The following is a 14,684-nucleotide window of genomic DNA, read 5'->3' on the forward strand; positions in this document are numbered from 1 at the left end:
ATGCGAGGAACGAAATGAACGCTGGAAATCAAGGCCTTGGCCGGGCGGGCTGGCGGCGTTTGTGGCTGCAGGTCCACAAATGGATCGGGCTATTGCTCGCGATTCTGATCGTCCCCATCTCGCTGACGGGGTCGGCCCTGGTCTGGCACGACTGGCTCGATGAGGCGCTGAACCCCGCCCGCGAGGTTGCGGCGGGCGCCGTTCCGGTACTGCCGGCATCGGCCTATGCCGCCGCCGCTTCGGCTGCTCTGGCGCCGGGCGAGCGAGTCCAGTCGATCCGCTATCCCGAGGGAGAAGGGCCGATCCTGGTCAGCGCCGCCCGGCCGCCGGAGAGCGCGGGCGCGGGCCGCCGGCCGGTGCGCACCAACATCTGGCTCGATCCGGCGAACGGCCGGGTGCTCGACAAAGCGGCGAGCGACGAGGGCGCGGTTCGCTTCCTCCACGTCCTCCATGGCAGCCTCCAGGTGCCGGACGTGGGGCGGCAGATCGTCGGCTGGGTCGGCGTGGCGATGCTGGTCTCGTGCCTCAGCGGCCTCTGGCTGTGGTGGCCGGTGACGGGTTCCGTGCGCCGAAGTTTCCGGTGGCGCCGGCAGAATGCGACCAGCGCCAACCTTCACCACCAGACGGGTTTCTGGATCCTCATTCCGCTGGCGATGCTGTCCTTCACCGGCGTGTGGATTTCCTTCCCGCAATTCTTCGGGCCGTTGTCCGGAGCGGAGGCGCCGCGCGCCGGGCCCCGCCCGGCCCCGGCGCGGCCGCTGGCCGAGACGCGGCTGACGCCGGACGCGGCGGCGGAAGCGGCCGGTTCCCATGCGACCGGAGCTCTGGTGTCGATCACCTGGCCGACCGACAAGGCGCCGGAATGGACGATAGCGTTCGCGCGCGACGGCGGGCCGGCCGAGATCGCCGTCGCCGACGCCGGCGGCGAAGTAACGCCGCCCTCCCCGCCCCGCCCCGAAACGATCGCGCGGACGATGCGGCGCTGGCATGACGGCGACGGTATGGGGCTTGTCTGGCAGCTCGTCATCTTCGTCGGCGGGATCATCCCCGCATTGCTCGCCGTCACCGGGATCATGATGTGGCTGCGCGCGCGGGGCTGGCGCAGGCGGATCGCTAAACGGCGGCTGAACGCCGCGCCCGCCGCGGCGGAATGATCACTCCGCCGCGAGCAGCCGCTCGGCGCCGCCGAGGTCCACGCTGACCAGGCGGCTGACGCCTTTCTCGATCATGGTGACGCCGAACAGGCGGTGCATCCGGCTCATCGTCACGGCGTTGTGGGTGACGATCAAATAGCGCGTGTCGGTCTCGGCGGTCATCCGGTCGAGGAGGTCGCAGAACCGCTCGATATTGGCGTCGTCCAGCGGCGCGTCGACCTCGTCGAGGACGCAGATCGGGGCGGGGTTGGTGAGAAACAAGGCGAAGATCAGGGCGACGGCCGTCAGCGCCTGCTCCCCGCCCGAAAGAAGGGTCAGAGCCGAGAGACGCTTGCCCGGCGGCTGCGCCATGATCTCCAGTCCCGCCTCGAGCGGATCATCCGATTCGATCAGCTCGAGATGCGCCTGTCCGCCGTCGAACAAAGTGGAGAAGAGGCTGCGGAAGTGGCGATCGACGGCTTTGAAGGCCGCCAGCAGCCGGGCGCGGCCTTCGCGGTTCAGGCTGCCGATAGAGCCGCGCAGGCGGTGGATGGCGACGCCCAGCTCCTCGCGTTCCGCCTGCGAGCTGGCATGGCCCTCCTCCAGCTCGGCCAGCTCCCGCTCGGCGACGAGATTGACCGGACCGATGCGTTCGCGGTCGGCCGAGAGGCGGTCGAGCCGCGCCGATTCGGTCTGCGCCTCCTCGATGCCGTCTTCGTCAAAGCCGACCTTTTGCGACAGGAGCGGGGGCGGACATTCGAATCGTTCGCCGGAGATGCGGCCCATCTCGACGCGGCGCATTTCCTGATTCTCGTGCCGGGCGACCGCGCCGGCGCGGGCTTCGCGGGCGATGGAGAGCGCTTCGCTTACTTCGGCGAGCCGAGCCTCCGTCTCCCGCAGCGCATCCTCCTCCGCGCGTTCATGGGCGGCGGCGGCGCGGGCGGCTTCGGCGGCGGCGGTCGCCTCCGTTTCCAGCTGTTCGAGCCGCGCGGCGAGGGCTTGCGGCGCATCCGCCAGCCGCCCGGCCTCTTCCTCCGTCTCCGCGATGCGCTTCGCCATGTCGGCCTGACGCTTGGTCGCGTCCGCGGCCCGGTTGCGCCAATCCTGCCGCTCCTGGCGCGCGGCTTCGGCGCGCTGCTTGTCGGCGCCGATGGAACGCGCGTGGGTGGCGGCCTCGGCGCGGACTTCGGCGAGGGCCGCCTGCGCGGCTTCCGCCCGCGAGCGAAGGCCGGCGACGCGCCGCTGCGTGGCCTCCGCATCGGGGAGAGCGGCGACGGACCTTTCCGCATCGCCAAAGGCTGCCTGGGCCTCGGCGACATCGGCTTCCGCCTGGGCGGCCCGCTCGCCAAGTCCGACGCGGCGCATCTCGAGCCGTTCGAGGGCGACGTTGGCGGCGTCTTCCTGGCGAGTCGCCTCGCGGATCGCGGCGGTCGCCTCGGCCTCGCTCCGGCGGCCCAGATCGGCGGCTTCGCGCGCGACCTGCATCTCGGCCTGCGCGCGCGCGACCGCCGCCTGCGCGGTCTCGACGGCGGCGGACGCGGGGGGTAGCGCCTGCTCGATCTCGGCGAGACGATTGACCCGGATCAGCCGTTCGGCGGCGGCGGCGCCCACGCCGGTGGCGACGAATCCATCCCAGCGGCGGAGCCGGCCGTCGCGGGTGACGAGGCGCTGGCCCACGGCGAGAGCGATGCCGCCGTCATCCTCGTCCGCCACGCCGATCTGGGCGAGGCGGCGGGCGAGCGAGGCGGGCGCCCGCACGTGATCCAAGAGCGAAGCGAGGCCGGGCGGCAGGGCCGGATCGTCCTCGCCCGTCTCGGCGCCGGTCCAGCGGCGCGGAGCGTCGCCCGCGACCGCCGCCTCCAGATCGTCGCCGAGCGCGGCGGCAAGCGCGCGCTCGAAGCCGGGCGCGGCCTTCAGATGGTTGATCGCGCGGTCGCCGCCCGCATTCTGGACGGCGCGAGCGAGGGCCTTGGCCTCCGATTCAAGCGCGGCCAGGACGGCCCGGGCCGACGCACCCTCGCTTTCGGCGGAATCGCGCGCGGCGGCGGCGGCCTCGCGTTGGCCTTCAGCGGCGACGATCGCCTGCGCCGCGACCGCGAGCGCGGTCTCGGCCCGGCCTCGTCTGTCGCGGGCGGCGCGTTTCGCCTCGACCAGGGGGGCTTCCTCATCCATCTCGCCGATCTGCTGGCGGAGGCGGGCGAGCTCGGCCTCGGCACGGGCGAGCCGGGTCCGCGCCGCTTCGAGCGCCGCCGCCGCGACCCGGGCCTCGGCCTGCTCGCCGGCCTGGGTCGCGCGCGCCTTGCCGAGCGCCGCCTCCGCCTCCCGCGCTTGGTCTTCACGTTCGACCGTGCGGATGTCGATCGTGCCGCGGTTCGCCTCGGCTTCGGCGAGGCGCCGTGCGATGACGGCGAGCTCGTCGTCAAGGCGAACCAGCGCCGCCTCGGCATCGGCGCCGAGCGACGCCTCGCGCGCGCGATCGGCGGTGAGCGTCGCCCGCCGGGCGCCGAGCTCGGCGATGCGGCGGTCGATGCCGTCGCGTTCGGCGCGCAAGGCCGCCAACCGGTGCCCGAGCGACGACGCCTGCTCGCGCGCGGCTTCGGCGGTCCTGCGCTGGTCGGCGAGGCGCCGCGCGGCTTCGGTCTGATAGGCCGCGGCCGCGCGCTGGGCCTCGGTCGCTTTCTCGACCGCCGCGCTCGCTTGTTCCGCCTCCGCTTTCGCGGCTTCGGCGGCGGCGGCGGCTTCGCGCCAGCGCGCGAAGATGAGCCGCGCTTCGGCTATCCGGATCTGGTCGGTCAGCTTGCGGTAGCGCTCGGCCGCCTTGGCCTGGCGCTTCAGCGCGGCGGCGCGGCTCTCCATGTCGCCGAGCAACTCGTCGAGCCGGGCCAGATTGGCCTCGGCGGCGCGCAACTTCTGCTCGGCATCCTTGCGGCGGACGTGGAGGCCGGCAATGCCAGCCGCCTCCTCCAGCATCATCCGACGCTCGGTGGGCCTGGCCGAGATGACCTGGGCGATCTTGCCCTGGCTGACCAGGGCCGGCGAATGGGCGCCGGTGGCGGCGTCGGCGAAGAGCAAGGCGACGTCCTTGGCGCGCACGTCCTTGCCGTTGACGCGGTAGGCGGAGCCGGCGCCGCGCTCGATCCGGCGGGTGACCTCGACCTCGCCGGCGGAGGCGATTCCGAACGCGTCGGGTATGTCGGCCGCCGGCCGCTCGACCAGCAGCGAGACTTCGGCGAAATCGCGGGCGGGGCGGATCGCGGTGCCGGCGAAGATGACATCCTCCATGCCCGCGCCGCGCATCGACTTGGGCGACGATTCGCCCATCACCCAGCGTATCGCTTCGAGGACGTTGGACTTGCCGCAGCCATTGGGGCCGACGACGCCGGTGAGGCCGGGTTCGATGCGCAGTTCGGCCGGCTCGACGAAGCTCTTGAAGCCCGAAAGCTTGATGCGCTTTATCCGCAAGGCGGCGCCCCCGCGCACATGGTCCGGGCCCTAGCTCCCCGGCGGCGCGAGCAGGGGCTCCAGCGCCGGCCAGTTATGGACGCCGTCGAGCCGTCGCCCGTTGAGGAGGAAGGTCGGGGTGCCCTGAAGGCCGTGCTCCTCGACCGCGACGCGGCGGATTTCCGCGAGCTGCCCGATCGCTGCGCCGTCCGCCAGGCATTGCGAGGGGTTGGCGACGCCGGCTTTGGCCGCGTCGTCGGCCAGCCCGCCGATCGCCGCCAGCCGTTTCAGTCGATCGGCGTCGGCCAGCGATTCAAGCTCCTTCCGCGCGGCTTCCGTCATTTTCTCAAACCGGCCGATCCACTCCGACTGGCTCGCGAAATAATGGTCGGTAAGCGCGAAATAATCGCCGGGACCGGCGCAGCGGCTGAGCATCGCGGCGGTAAGATCATAGGGGTCGCGGACGAAGTTCCTGAACTCGAAGCTGATCCGGCCGCCCTTCACATAGGCGTCGAGCAGCCGCGGCACGCCTTGCGCCGCGAAGTTCGCGCAATGGTCGCAGGTCAGCGAGCCATATTCGACCAGCTTTACCGGCGCGTCGGGATTGCCGACGCGGTAGCCGCCCTCGGGCGTCAAGGCGACGATCCGGGTCCAGTCCTTCTGGACCTCCTGCGCCGCGGCCGGAAGCAGCGCCGCCGGCGCGCCGCCTAGCGCCGTCGCCAGAACGAGGCCAAGGACGAGGCGCGCCTTCATCCTACCTCAGCGCCTGCTGGATCTTGGGCTCCAGCAGCTCCCACGTGCCGGCATTCTCGGCCAGCTCGCCATTGATGATGAAGGTCGGCGTGCCCGGGAAGTTCGGATATTCGGTGGTCGCTGCCTGCGCCATTTCGACCAGCTGGTTGAACTCCGCTTCGTTCGCCAGGCACTGGCGCGCCTTGTCGGCAGGAATGCCGCGCAGCCGCACGAAATCGATGAGGCCCGCCTGTTCGCCCATCGCCGCGACCGCCTGCTGCGGCGACAGCGCCTGGAGCTGCTGCTGATCGGCCGGGCTCATCGTCTGGAGACGGCCGATCCATTCCTCCTGCGCGCCGAACATCTGTTCGGTCAGCTGGAAGTACGGAGTCGCGCCGCCGCAGCGGGTGAGCAGGGCCGCGGCTATGTCGGCCGGGTCGCGCACGAAATTGCGGATTTCGAGGCTGACCTGGCCGGTCTTCACATATTTGTCGATAAGCGCCGGAATCCCGGATTCGGCGAAGGCCGCGCAATGGTTGCAGGTCAGCGACGCATATTCGACGACCTTCACCGGCGCCTCGGGATTGCCCATCACATATCCGCCGGCCGGAGTCTCCGTCACCGTCTTGGTCCAGTCCCCGCCATTGGGCGCGGGGATCGAAGCGACCGGGCTCGTGTCGCCGGCGGCGACCATGTTGCCCTCGCCCTCGCCGCCGCAGCTCGCCAGGAAAAGCGCCAGCGTCGCCGTGCCGGTGGTGATCAGTGCCTTCATGTTTCTACCTCGTCAGTTTGCCGACGATCGGGATCGTCATCATGTCAGGGGGCAGCCCTTCGCTCGCCGCGACGCCGCGCGCAAGCGATTCGAGGACCGCGCGAAGCTCGGGATCGGCGATCTCGCGGAGCGAATCGCCGAGATCGGCCGGCAGCGGCTTCAGCGACGGCGGCGCGATTCGCGGCTTGGCTTTCGCCATCGTGACGATGCCCTGGCGAATCACGATCCGCTCGACCGCCGGATAGCCGAAGAAGCGGTTGACCCGCTCGACGATGACCGGGGCGACATGCTGCATCATCGGCGCATGGGCGCCTTCGACGATCAAAGTGAGCACACCTTCCGATTTGCGGCCGTGCGGAAATCTGATCGATTCGGGCGAGGAGACCCCGGCATAGCGCTTGCCGACGATCTCGGGCCAGCGGCTCACCACCGAAGACTGGACGAAGCCGAAGCGGCGGAAGGCCGCGCCGCCGGCCTGCGGCACCATGTCGGACACGGCGCGCGGCCGCATCGCCCGGCGCGGCGCCTCCGGCTGCTTTTTCGTACGCGGACCCGATTTCGCCATCGCCGCCAGCATGGCATAGGCGGGCCATGTCCGTCGATGCGGCAAATGCACTTATCCACTGGTATGATGCCAATGCGCGCATCCTGCCCTGGCGCGCGCGGCCCGGAGAAACGCCCGATCCCTATCGCGTGTGGCTGTCGGAGATCATGCTCCAGCAGACGACCGTGGCCGCCGTCCGCCCATATTTCGACACGTTCACTCGCCGCTGGCCGACCGTCGAATCGCTGGCGGCGGCCGAGGATGGGGAGGTGATGGCCGCCTGGGCGGGCCTTGGCTATTATGCCCGCGCGCGCAACCTCATCGCCTGCGCCCGCGCGGTGGTGACGGAGCAGGGCGGGCAATTCCCGGACACCGAGGCGGCGTTGCTGAAGCTGCCCGGCATCGGCCGCTACACCGCCGCCGCCATCGCGGCCATCGCCTTCGGCCGGCGCGCCGTGGTCGTCGACGCCAATGTCGAACGCGTGGTCTCGCGGCTCTTCGCGATGAAGGCGCCGCTGCCAGGTGCCCGCGCCGGCCTCTATGCGCTCGCCGACGGCATCACGCCATCGCGCCGCTCCGGCGATTTCGCTCAGGCGATGATGGACCTTGGCGCCACCATCTGCACGGTTCGCGCGCCCGCCTGCGCGGTCTGCCCGCTGTCAGCGCCTTGCGACGCCCGCCGCGAGGGCGCGCCGCAGCGTTATCCGGTCAAGGCTCCAAAGGCCGTCCGCCCCCACCGGCGGGGCAACGCCTATTGGCTGGAGCATGACGGCCACGTCCTGTTGGTCCGCCGCCCCGGTAAGGGGATGCTCGGCGGGATGCTCGGCTTTCCCACGGGCGACTGGGCTGACCAGGTCGAACCGGGCGACGGCGCGCCGATCGCGGCGGACTGGGCGGAGGCGGGCTCCGTCGACCATGTCTTCACCCATTTCGCGCTGACCTTGAATCTCTATTGCGCCGGGGCGGCGGGCCGGGAGCCAGACCAGCTGTGGTGGCCGGTCGAAAAGCTCGGCGAGGCCGGTCTTCCCACGCTCTTCGCCAAGCTGGCGGCGCGCGGCGCGACGTGGCAGAGGGCGGCATGATTTCTCCACGAGCGCCGGGCTTCACCGGTTCCCGAATCGACCGCGCCGACGCCCTTCGCCTCGACGAGGAAAGGATCGCGGCGCTGCTCGGCCATCTCGAGGCGCGACTGCTGCGTCTGGAAACGCTCGACCCGGTGTTGGGCGAGGACGGGCGGCTCGCATGGGACAGCATGGCCGGCCTGGGCGACGGGGCCGAGTCGCTGTTCCTCGGCCTCGACGGTGACGCGCCCTTGTTCGCGCCGCTCGCCCGAATGGCGCCGATCACCGGCCACGCCCGGAGCGTGTTCCCCCTGCTCGACCGGATGGACAGCGGGGACGCGGCCTTGTGGGCGGCGGCTCGCAGCCTCATCGAATGGCACAATCGTCATGGTTTCTGCAGCGTCTGCGGGAGTCCCAGCGAGATATTCCGTGCCGGCTGGGCGCGCCGTTGCCTATCCTGCGCGGCCGAGCATTTTCCGCGCGTCGATCCGGTCGTCATCATGCTCGCCGAACACGACGGGCGGGTGCTCGTCGGCCGGGGGCTTGCCTATCCGCCGGGCCGCTATTCCGCGCTCGCGGGATTCGTCGAACCCGGCGAATCGATCGAGGAGGCGGTCGCGCGCGAGCTGTTCGAGGAAGCGGGAGTGCGCGCGAAATCGGTCCGCTACGTCGCCAGCCAGCCCTGGCCATTCCCCGGATCGCTGATGATCGCCTGCATCGCCGAAACGGAGAGCGACGCGCTCACGCTCGACCGTACCGAGCTTGAGGACGCGATGTGGATCGACCGTGCGGGCATCGAAGCGGCGTTGACGGGTGCGGCCGAGGCGCCATTCCAGGCGCCGCCCCATTTCGCCATCGCCAACACGCTGCTGGCGAGGTGGCTGGCGGGTTAGGTTCATCGCGGGGATAGGAAGCTAGCGGCCCCGTCTCACGAAGAAGACCAGGGCGAGCAGGCCGACCGCGCCCAGCGATGCCACGACCGGGGTCATCGGGTCGAACGCCGCCTCGAGAATATTGCCGCCGCCGAGCAGCGGGCCGAGAATGAAGGCGCCAAGAAGCGAGCCGACCATGCCGGCGACGGGGTTGAGCCAGCGGCCGCGCGGGGAAGCGGGGCGCATGGCGAGGCCGGCGAGCCAGCCGATCGCGGCGCCGACGATCAAGGCGATGATGAAGCCCGTAAATCCCTCCCCAGCATTAATCGGCGGAACGAGAAAAGGCCGCCTCTATCGCGAGGCGGCCTTGTCCCGTCGAGTCGAGCTTCAGCGAGTTAGCGGACGCGGCCGCGGCGGAAGAGGTTGACGATCGCGAGCAGGATGACCGCTCCCAGGAACGACACCAGCAGCGACATCGGGTTGAACGCCCCGGTCGTGATGGAGGCGCCGCCAAGCAGCGGCCCGAGGATCAGGCCGCCCAAAAGCGCGCCGATGATGCCGACGACGATATTGAGGATGATCCCCTGCTGCGCGTCGGTGCGCATGACAATGCTGGCCAGCCAGCCGAGAATGCCGCCGACGATGATGATAATGATCCAAGTCATCTTTAATCCCTCCTGTACTCCGCCTGCGAACCGAAAGAGGTTTCAGCGGCGTTCCGAATCCAAGACGCGCGAAAGGCGTGCTTGTTCCTATGGGTCGTCGCACATTCTGGCGGCGCGGATCGGCCCAAGGCGAGCAGAGCCTTACATCGTTTCGGCAAAGTATTGAAGGAAAGACGTCGCGGCGGCGGAGGGGCCGACGCGGATCAGAATTTCTGCTGGCGCTCGTAAAGCGACTTGTAATGCTGGATGCGGGTGACGCGCAGGCCCGGCATTCCGGAACGGTCGACCGCGCGCTGCCAGCCGGCGAATTCCTCGAGCGTCAGATTGTAGCGCTCGCAGGCTTCGTCGACGCTCAGCAGGCCGCCGCTCACCGCCGCCACCACCTCGGCCTTGCGGCGGACGACCCAGCGGGACGTCGAGGACGGTGGAAGCGAATCGAGCGTCAGCGGCTCCCCGAGCGGGCCGATCACCTGAGCGGGGCGTATCGTCTGATTTTCGATCATTCCTACCTCAAAATAATCCCCCGGAACTCAGGGGGCGTCTCGTCCGGTCGCTCATCCTTAGCGGGAGGGCATTGAAGGAAGGCTAAAATGCGAAGGTAAATTTCCCGGTCATATGCATTGACGGAAAACCGCCTATCGCGTCCGCGACGGGTCGCGGTGGAAGCGCCCCTCCTGCGCGGCGACCGCGTCGGACCAGGCGGGCGTCGCGAGCAGGATGTCGACCAGCGGCTCGCGCGGCGCGGAATCCGCCGGGCCCCGGGCGCAGCGCGCGGCGCGGGCCGCGGCGCTCGCCGACTGGATCGCGTCGAGCGTCGCCACCAGCACGCCATAATCGAGGCGGGCGGGGGTCCGGTCGGCGAGCAGGCGTCGGGCGCGGAGGGGGAAGCTCATGTCCATTGCCCCCGAGTCCCTATAGGAGAAGGCTGAATCCATCGTAAAACCCGCCCGGGGTGGGCGCGGCCCGCTCATGCTCCTATATGGCGGCCCTCATGATCGTGGATTTCCAGCTCGACCGGCCGCTGAATGAGGCCCGGATCGTCGTCGCCATGTCCGGCGGCGTCGACAGCTCGGTCGTGGCCGCGCTGGCCGCGCGAACCGGCGCGGAGGTGATCGGAGTGACCCTCCAGCTCTACGATCACGGCGCCGCCGTCCAGCGCACCGGCAGCTGCTGCGCCGGCCAGGACATATATGACGCGCGGGTGGTCGCCGACCGCCTCGGCATCGCCCATTATGTGTTCGATTATGAAAGCCGCTTCCGTGACAGCGTCATCGAGCGCTTCGCCGACGAATATATGAAGGGCCGCACGCCCATCCCCTGCATCAGCTGTAATCAGGGGGTGAAATTCACCGACCTGCTCAGTCTCGCCCGCGATCTCGGCGCCGACTGCCTCGCCACCGGCCATTATGTGCGGCGCGTCGTCGGCCCGAACGGGGTCGAGCTCCACCGCGCCGCCGATCCGGCGCGCGACCAGAGCTATTTCCTGTTCGCGACCAAGCGCGAGCAGCTCGATTATCTCCGCTTCCCGCTGGGCGACATGCCCAAGCCGGCGGTGCGCGAGATCGCGCGGGAACTGGGGCTGCTCGTCGCCGACAAGCCGGACAGCCAGGACATCTGCTTCGTCCCCGACGGCGACTATGCCTCGATCGTCAAGAAGGTTCGGCCCGACGCGGCGGCGGAGGGAGAAATTGTCGACCGCGACGGCCGTGTGCTGGGCCGCCATCCCGGCCTCATCCATTTCACCGTCGGCCAGCGGCGCGGGCTGGAAATAGGCGGGCAGCCCGAACCGCTCTACGTCGTCCGGCTGGAGCCCGAGAGCCGGCGCGTCGTCGTCGGGCCGAAGGCGGCGCTGGCGGTCGGCGCGGCGCGTCTCGGCGACATCAACTGGCTTGGCGAGGACCAGCGCGAGGGCCTCACCGCCAAGGTCCGATCGATGGCCAAGCCCGCGCCGGTTCGCCTCGACGGCCCCACCATCCGCTTCGCGGCGCCCGAATATGGAGTCGCCCCCGGCCAGGCCGCGGTGCTGTACGACGGCGACCGGGTGCTCGGCGGCGGCTGGATCGAGGAGACTTTGCCCGCGGACACGCGGTCCGGAGCTGACCGGGCTGATTCCGTCCCTGGCTTCGAAAAGGATGAAGCGACGGAAGCCGTTTCCGCCTGAGTTGCCCGCGCGCCACGAGCGGAAGGCTGAAATCCTGCCGATTTCGTGTAAAGGCCGTCCCAGTTCGCTAAACTCACGGGGGGAACCCGCCACCCCCGCAGCCTATCAGGAGCCCGAACATGGCCGAGCCGGATGCCGATACCCGCCCGAAGGCCGAGTCGGCCGCCGCGATCCCCACTCTGGCGGAGATGCAGCACTGGACCTGGGTGATGGGCCGCGCGCAGCAGCTGATGATGGAGCATGTCGCCAAAGGCTGGGGCGAGGCGCCGCCCATGAAGGCGGCCGACCCCAAGGCCTTCGCGCAATGGCCGGGAATGAACCTGTTCGCCTATCCCGGGCAGATTGCAAAAGCGCAGGCCGATATGTGGAGCGAGGGGCTTGCGATCTGGCAACGGGCGCTGGGCGGCGACGCCGGGCCGTCCGAGATCGAAGAGAAAGCGGCCAAGGACAAGCGTTTCGCGGCGTCGCAATGGCGGGAAAATCCGCTGTTCGACATGATCCGCCAGACCTATATCCTGATCTCCGACCGGCTTCTGGGCTCCGTCGACGCCATCGAAGGCGTGGACGACAAAGGGAGGGAGAAGCTGCGCTTCGCGACCCGCGCCTTCGTCGATGCCATGAGCCCGTCCAATTTCGCCCTCACCAATCCGCTGGTGCTCGAGAAGACGCTGGAAACCAAGGGCGAGAATCTGCTCAAGGGCCTGGAGAACATGCTCCGCGACCTTGGCCAGGGCCAGCTCACCCATACCGATCCGCAAGCGTTCGAGGTGGGCCGCAACATCGCCACCACGCCGGGCAAGGTCATCAGGCAGACTCCGCTCTACCAGCTCATCCAATATGCCCCGACGACGGACCAGGTCGACGAGACGCCCGTCGTCATCTTTCCGCCCTGGATCAATCGCTTCTACATTCTCGACCTCAACCCGAAGAAGAGCTTCATCCGATGGGCGGTCGAGCAGGGCCTGACCGTGTTCGTCGTGTCCTGGAAGTCGGCGGACGAGGGCATGGCCGACCTGACGCTCGACGATTACGTCCTTGCCCAGATCGACGCGATCGACACGATCCGCGACCTGCTCAAGGTCGATGACGTACACACGATCGGCTATTGCGTCGCCGGCACGACCCTGGCGGCCACCCTCGCTTTGCTCGAGGCGCGCGACGAGGCGGACAAGGTAGCGAGCGCGACCTTCCTCACCGCCCAGGTCGATTTCTCGGAAGCTGGCGACCTCACTTTGTTTCTCGGCGACGAGCAGATGCAGCTGATCCAGCAGCTCTCGGCCGACAAGGGCTATATGGACGGCCGCTACATGGCGGCGACGTTCAACCTGCTGCGCGGCCGCGACCTCATCTGGAGTTACGTGACCAACAATTACCTGATGGGCGAGGATTATACGCCGTTCGACCTCCTCCACTGGAATTCGGACACGACCAACCTGCCCGCCAAATGGCACCAGGCCTATCTGCGCGATTTCTACCGCGATAATCGGCTGGTCCAGCCGGGCGGGATCGTCGTGGACGGAACGCCGATCAACCTCACCAGGGTGAAGATACCCGCTTACGTCCAGGCGGGCCGCGAGGACCATATCGCGCCGCCGCAAAGCGTCTGGAAGATCACCCATCATTTTCAGGGGCCGCTTCGGTTCGTGCTCGCCGGGTCGGGTCACATCGCCGGCGTCGTCAACCCTCCCGACGCCCAGAAATACCAATATTGGATCAACGAGGAGCCGGTCGTGTCGCTCGAGGAATATGTCGCCGGAGCGACCGAGACCAAGGGGAGCTGGTGGCCCGACTGGCGCCACTGGATCGAGCGCAAGTCCGATGGAAATGTCCCCGCCAAAGGCGCGCGGGTGCCGGGCAAGGGCAGGCTCAAGGCGTTGGAAGACGCGCCGGGAAGCTATGTGAAGGCGCGCTAACCGGCTTTGCTGCACCGCACAAAAAATACTTGAAACGCTCGCTCGAATCCCTTATTGTTGCATTGCAGCATAAGTGGAGAGAATTTGAGATGGCGCATCGGAAAGCCAAGAGCCGCTCGACCGCATCGGCCCAGAAGGGCGCCGCTGCGCGTCCGGCTGTCAATGCCGTTCCGACGGTCAAGGCGGAGGCCAAGCCGGTCTCGGCCGCTCCCGCTCCGGCGGCGAAAGTCGAGACGGCTCCCGCACCCGTTGCCCCCGCGGCGCCAGTCGCTCCGGTCGTCGAAAAGACCGAAGCGGTGCCCGCCGCCATCGAAACCCGCATCAACACCGCAACCGAACAAAGGACCAAGACCATGACCAAGCAGACCAACACCGCCACCGAGACCGGCGCCATCGCCGCCGACCGCATCCAGGCCGCCATCGGCGACGTCAATGCGCGCGCCCAAGTTGCCGCCGAGAAGGGCACCAAGCTCCTCGAGGAAGCCACCGAGCTGACCAAGGGCAATGTCGAAGCGCTCGTCGCTTCCTCGAAGATCGCCGCCAAGGGCGTCGAGACGCTCGGCCAGGATGCCGCCGAATATGGCCGCAAAAGCTTCGAAGAGGCCTCGGCCGCTCTCAAGAGCTTCGCCGAAGTCAAGTCGCCGACCGACTTCTTCAAGCTCCAGAGCGACTATGCCCGTTCGGCCTTCGATTCGATGGTCGCCGAGAGCGCCAAGGTCAGCGAAGCCGTGATCAAGCTCGCCGGCGAAGTCGCCGAGCCGATCACCAGCCGCTACTCGGTCGCCGCCGAGCGCGTGAAGACGCTGGCTCTCTAAGAGCTTCTCCCACCCCCCGGGAGAATGAAGGGCGGCCGTTCCATCCGGAGCGGCCGCCTTTTTCGCGTTCGTGGAACCCGGACGGCCGGTTCGGCTTTATCGGCCCGTAACCATGGATGGACTTGCCGCCTCATGGGGCGGATGCCATATTCGGGCGCTGTGATGCTTAGTTATGAAACACTCATCGTGGCCGCCGGCGACGACGGCAAAGGCGACGACGAGGGCACCGGCCTCGGCGTCGCGACCCGCACGCGCACCCGGACCAAGACGCCGTCGCCCTACAAGGTGCTGATGCTCAACGACGATTATACGCCGATGGAGTTCGTCGTCTTGTGCCTGCAGCGCTTCTTCCGGATGGACATAGAGGATGCGACCCGGGTGATGCTGCACGTCCACCAGCGCGGCGTCGGCGTGTGCGGCATCTTCAGCTACGAAGTGGCCGAGACCAAGGTCGCGCAGGTCATCGACTATGCCCGCGAGAACCAGCACCCGCTCCAATGCACGCTGGAAAAGGCCTAAAACCGCTCGTCATCCCGGCGAAGGCCGGGATTCCCTCTCGCCTGCCCGCCCTTTCC

Annotated in this window: 15 protein-coding genes; 7 read left to right on the plus strand and 8 right to left on the minus strand. The window is 68.7% G+C overall.

Going from position 1 to position 14,684, the window contains the following annotated elements; all coding sequences use genetic code 11:
* Positions 1-14: 14 nt before the first annotated feature.
* Complete coding sequence (locus ACFQRC_RS07095) at positions 15-1,154, plus strand: PepSY-associated TM helix domain-containing protein (RefSeq protein ID WP_379959389.1); 1,140 nt, start codon at positions 15-17, stop codon at positions 1,152-1,154.
* On the opposite strand, the gene smc is transcribed toward ACFQRC_RS07095, so the two are convergent.
* The 4 genes from smc to ACFQRC_RS07115 are packed head-to-tail and all read right to left on the minus strand — an operon-like array spanning position 1,155 to position 6,688.
* Positions 1,155-4,595: a chromosome segregation protein SMC gene (gene smc / locus ACFQRC_RS07100; RefSeq protein ID WP_379959392.1), complete on the minus strand. Its 3,441-nt coding sequence runs from the start codon at positions 4,593-4,595 to the stop codon at positions 1,155-1,157.
* Positions 4,596-4,625: 30 nt separating this feature from the next.
* Positions 4,626-5,327, minus strand: coding sequence for a thioredoxin domain-containing protein (locus ACFQRC_RS07105; protein WP_379959395.1), 702 nt, complete (start codon positions 5,325-5,327; stop codon positions 4,626-4,628).
* Between the two features lies 1 nt (position 5,328).
* Positions 5,329-6,078, minus strand: a complete 750-nt coding sequence (locus ACFQRC_RS07110; protein WP_379959397.1) for a thioredoxin domain-containing protein — start codon at positions 6,076-6,078, stop codon at positions 5,329-5,331.
* 4 nt (positions 6,079-6,082) lie between these two features.
* On the minus strand, positions 6,083-6,688 hold the full coding sequence (locus ACFQRC_RS07115; RefSeq protein ID WP_379959399.1) for a DUF721 domain-containing protein: 606 nt from the start codon (positions 6,686-6,688) through the stop codon (positions 6,083-6,085).
* Between ACFQRC_RS07115 and mutY the strand changes: the two genes are divergently transcribed.
* Both mutY and nudC read left to right on the plus strand, forming a co-directional pair.
* Positions 6,670-7,704, plus strand: a complete 1,035-nt coding sequence (mutY, locus tag ACFQRC_RS07120) for an A/G-specific adenine glycosylase (protein WP_379959401.1) — start codon at positions 6,670-6,672, stop codon at positions 7,702-7,704. The genes ACFQRC_RS07115 and mutY overlap by 19 nt on opposite strands.
* Positions 7,701-8,576, plus strand: a complete 876-nt coding sequence (nudC, locus tag ACFQRC_RS07125; RefSeq protein WP_379959403.1) for an NAD(+) diphosphatase — start codon at positions 7,701-7,703, stop codon at positions 8,574-8,576. The genes mutY and nudC overlap by 4 nt, the downstream gene beginning before the upstream one ends.
* A gap of 21 nt (positions 8,577-8,597) precedes the next feature.
* On the opposite strand, the gene ACFQRC_RS07130 is transcribed toward nudC, so the two are convergent.
* The 4 genes from ACFQRC_RS07130 to ACFQRC_RS07145 form a co-directional block, all read right to left on the minus strand.
* Positions 8,598-8,843 (minus strand): GlsB/YeaQ/YmgE family stress response membrane protein, encoded by a 246-nt coding sequence (locus ACFQRC_RS07130; protein WP_379959405.1) that lies wholly within the window; start codon positions 8,841-8,843, stop codon positions 8,598-8,600.
* Between the two features lie 107 nt (positions 8,844-8,950).
* Entirely contained in the window at positions 8,951-9,220 is a 270-nt protein-coding gene (locus ACFQRC_RS07135; RefSeq protein WP_379959408.1) for a GlsB/YeaQ/YmgE family stress response membrane protein, read from the minus strand.
* Positions 9,221-9,423: 203 nt separating this feature from the next.
* Entirely contained in the window at positions 9,424-9,723 is a 300-nt protein-coding gene (locus ACFQRC_RS07140) for a DUF1153 domain-containing protein (RefSeq protein WP_379959410.1), read from the minus strand.
* Positions 9,724-9,855: 132 nt separating this feature from the next.
* Complete coding sequence (locus ACFQRC_RS07145; protein ID WP_379959412.1) at positions 9,856-10,113, minus strand: hypothetical protein; 258 nt, start codon at positions 10,111-10,113, stop codon at positions 9,856-9,858.
* 98 nt (positions 10,114-10,211) lie between these two features.
* Between ACFQRC_RS07145 and mnmA the strand changes: the two genes are divergently transcribed.
* The 4 genes from mnmA (at position 10,212) to clpS (ending at position 14,628) form a co-directional block, all read left to right on the plus strand.
* A complete protein-coding gene (mnmA, locus tag ACFQRC_RS07150; RefSeq protein ID WP_379959414.1) occupies positions 10,212-11,381 on the plus strand; it encodes a tRNA 2-thiouridine(34) synthase MnmA in 1,170 nt (389 codons plus the stop codon).
* Between the two features lie 119 nt (positions 11,382-11,500).
* Complete coding sequence (locus ACFQRC_RS07155; RefSeq protein ID WP_379959416.1) at positions 11,501-13,294, plus strand: PHA/PHB synthase family protein; 1,794 nt, start codon at positions 11,501-11,503, stop codon at positions 13,292-13,294.
* A gap of 89 nt (positions 13,295-13,383) precedes the next feature.
* A complete protein-coding gene (locus ACFQRC_RS07160) occupies positions 13,384-14,109 on the plus strand; it encodes a phasin family protein (RefSeq protein ID WP_379959419.1) in 726 nt (241 codons plus the stop codon).
* Positions 14,110-14,271: 162 nt separating this feature from the next.
* Positions 14,272-14,628, plus strand: a complete 357-nt coding sequence (gene clpS / locus ACFQRC_RS07165; RefSeq protein ID WP_379959422.1) for an ATP-dependent Clp protease adapter ClpS — start codon at positions 14,272-14,274, stop codon at positions 14,626-14,628.
* Positions 14,629-14,684: the final 56 nt, after the last annotated feature.

The organism is Enterovirga sp. GCM10030262, from assembly GCF_042666435.1.
Lineage (GTDB): Bacteria > Pseudomonadota > Alphaproteobacteria > Sphingomonadales > Sphingomonadaceae > Allosphingosinicella.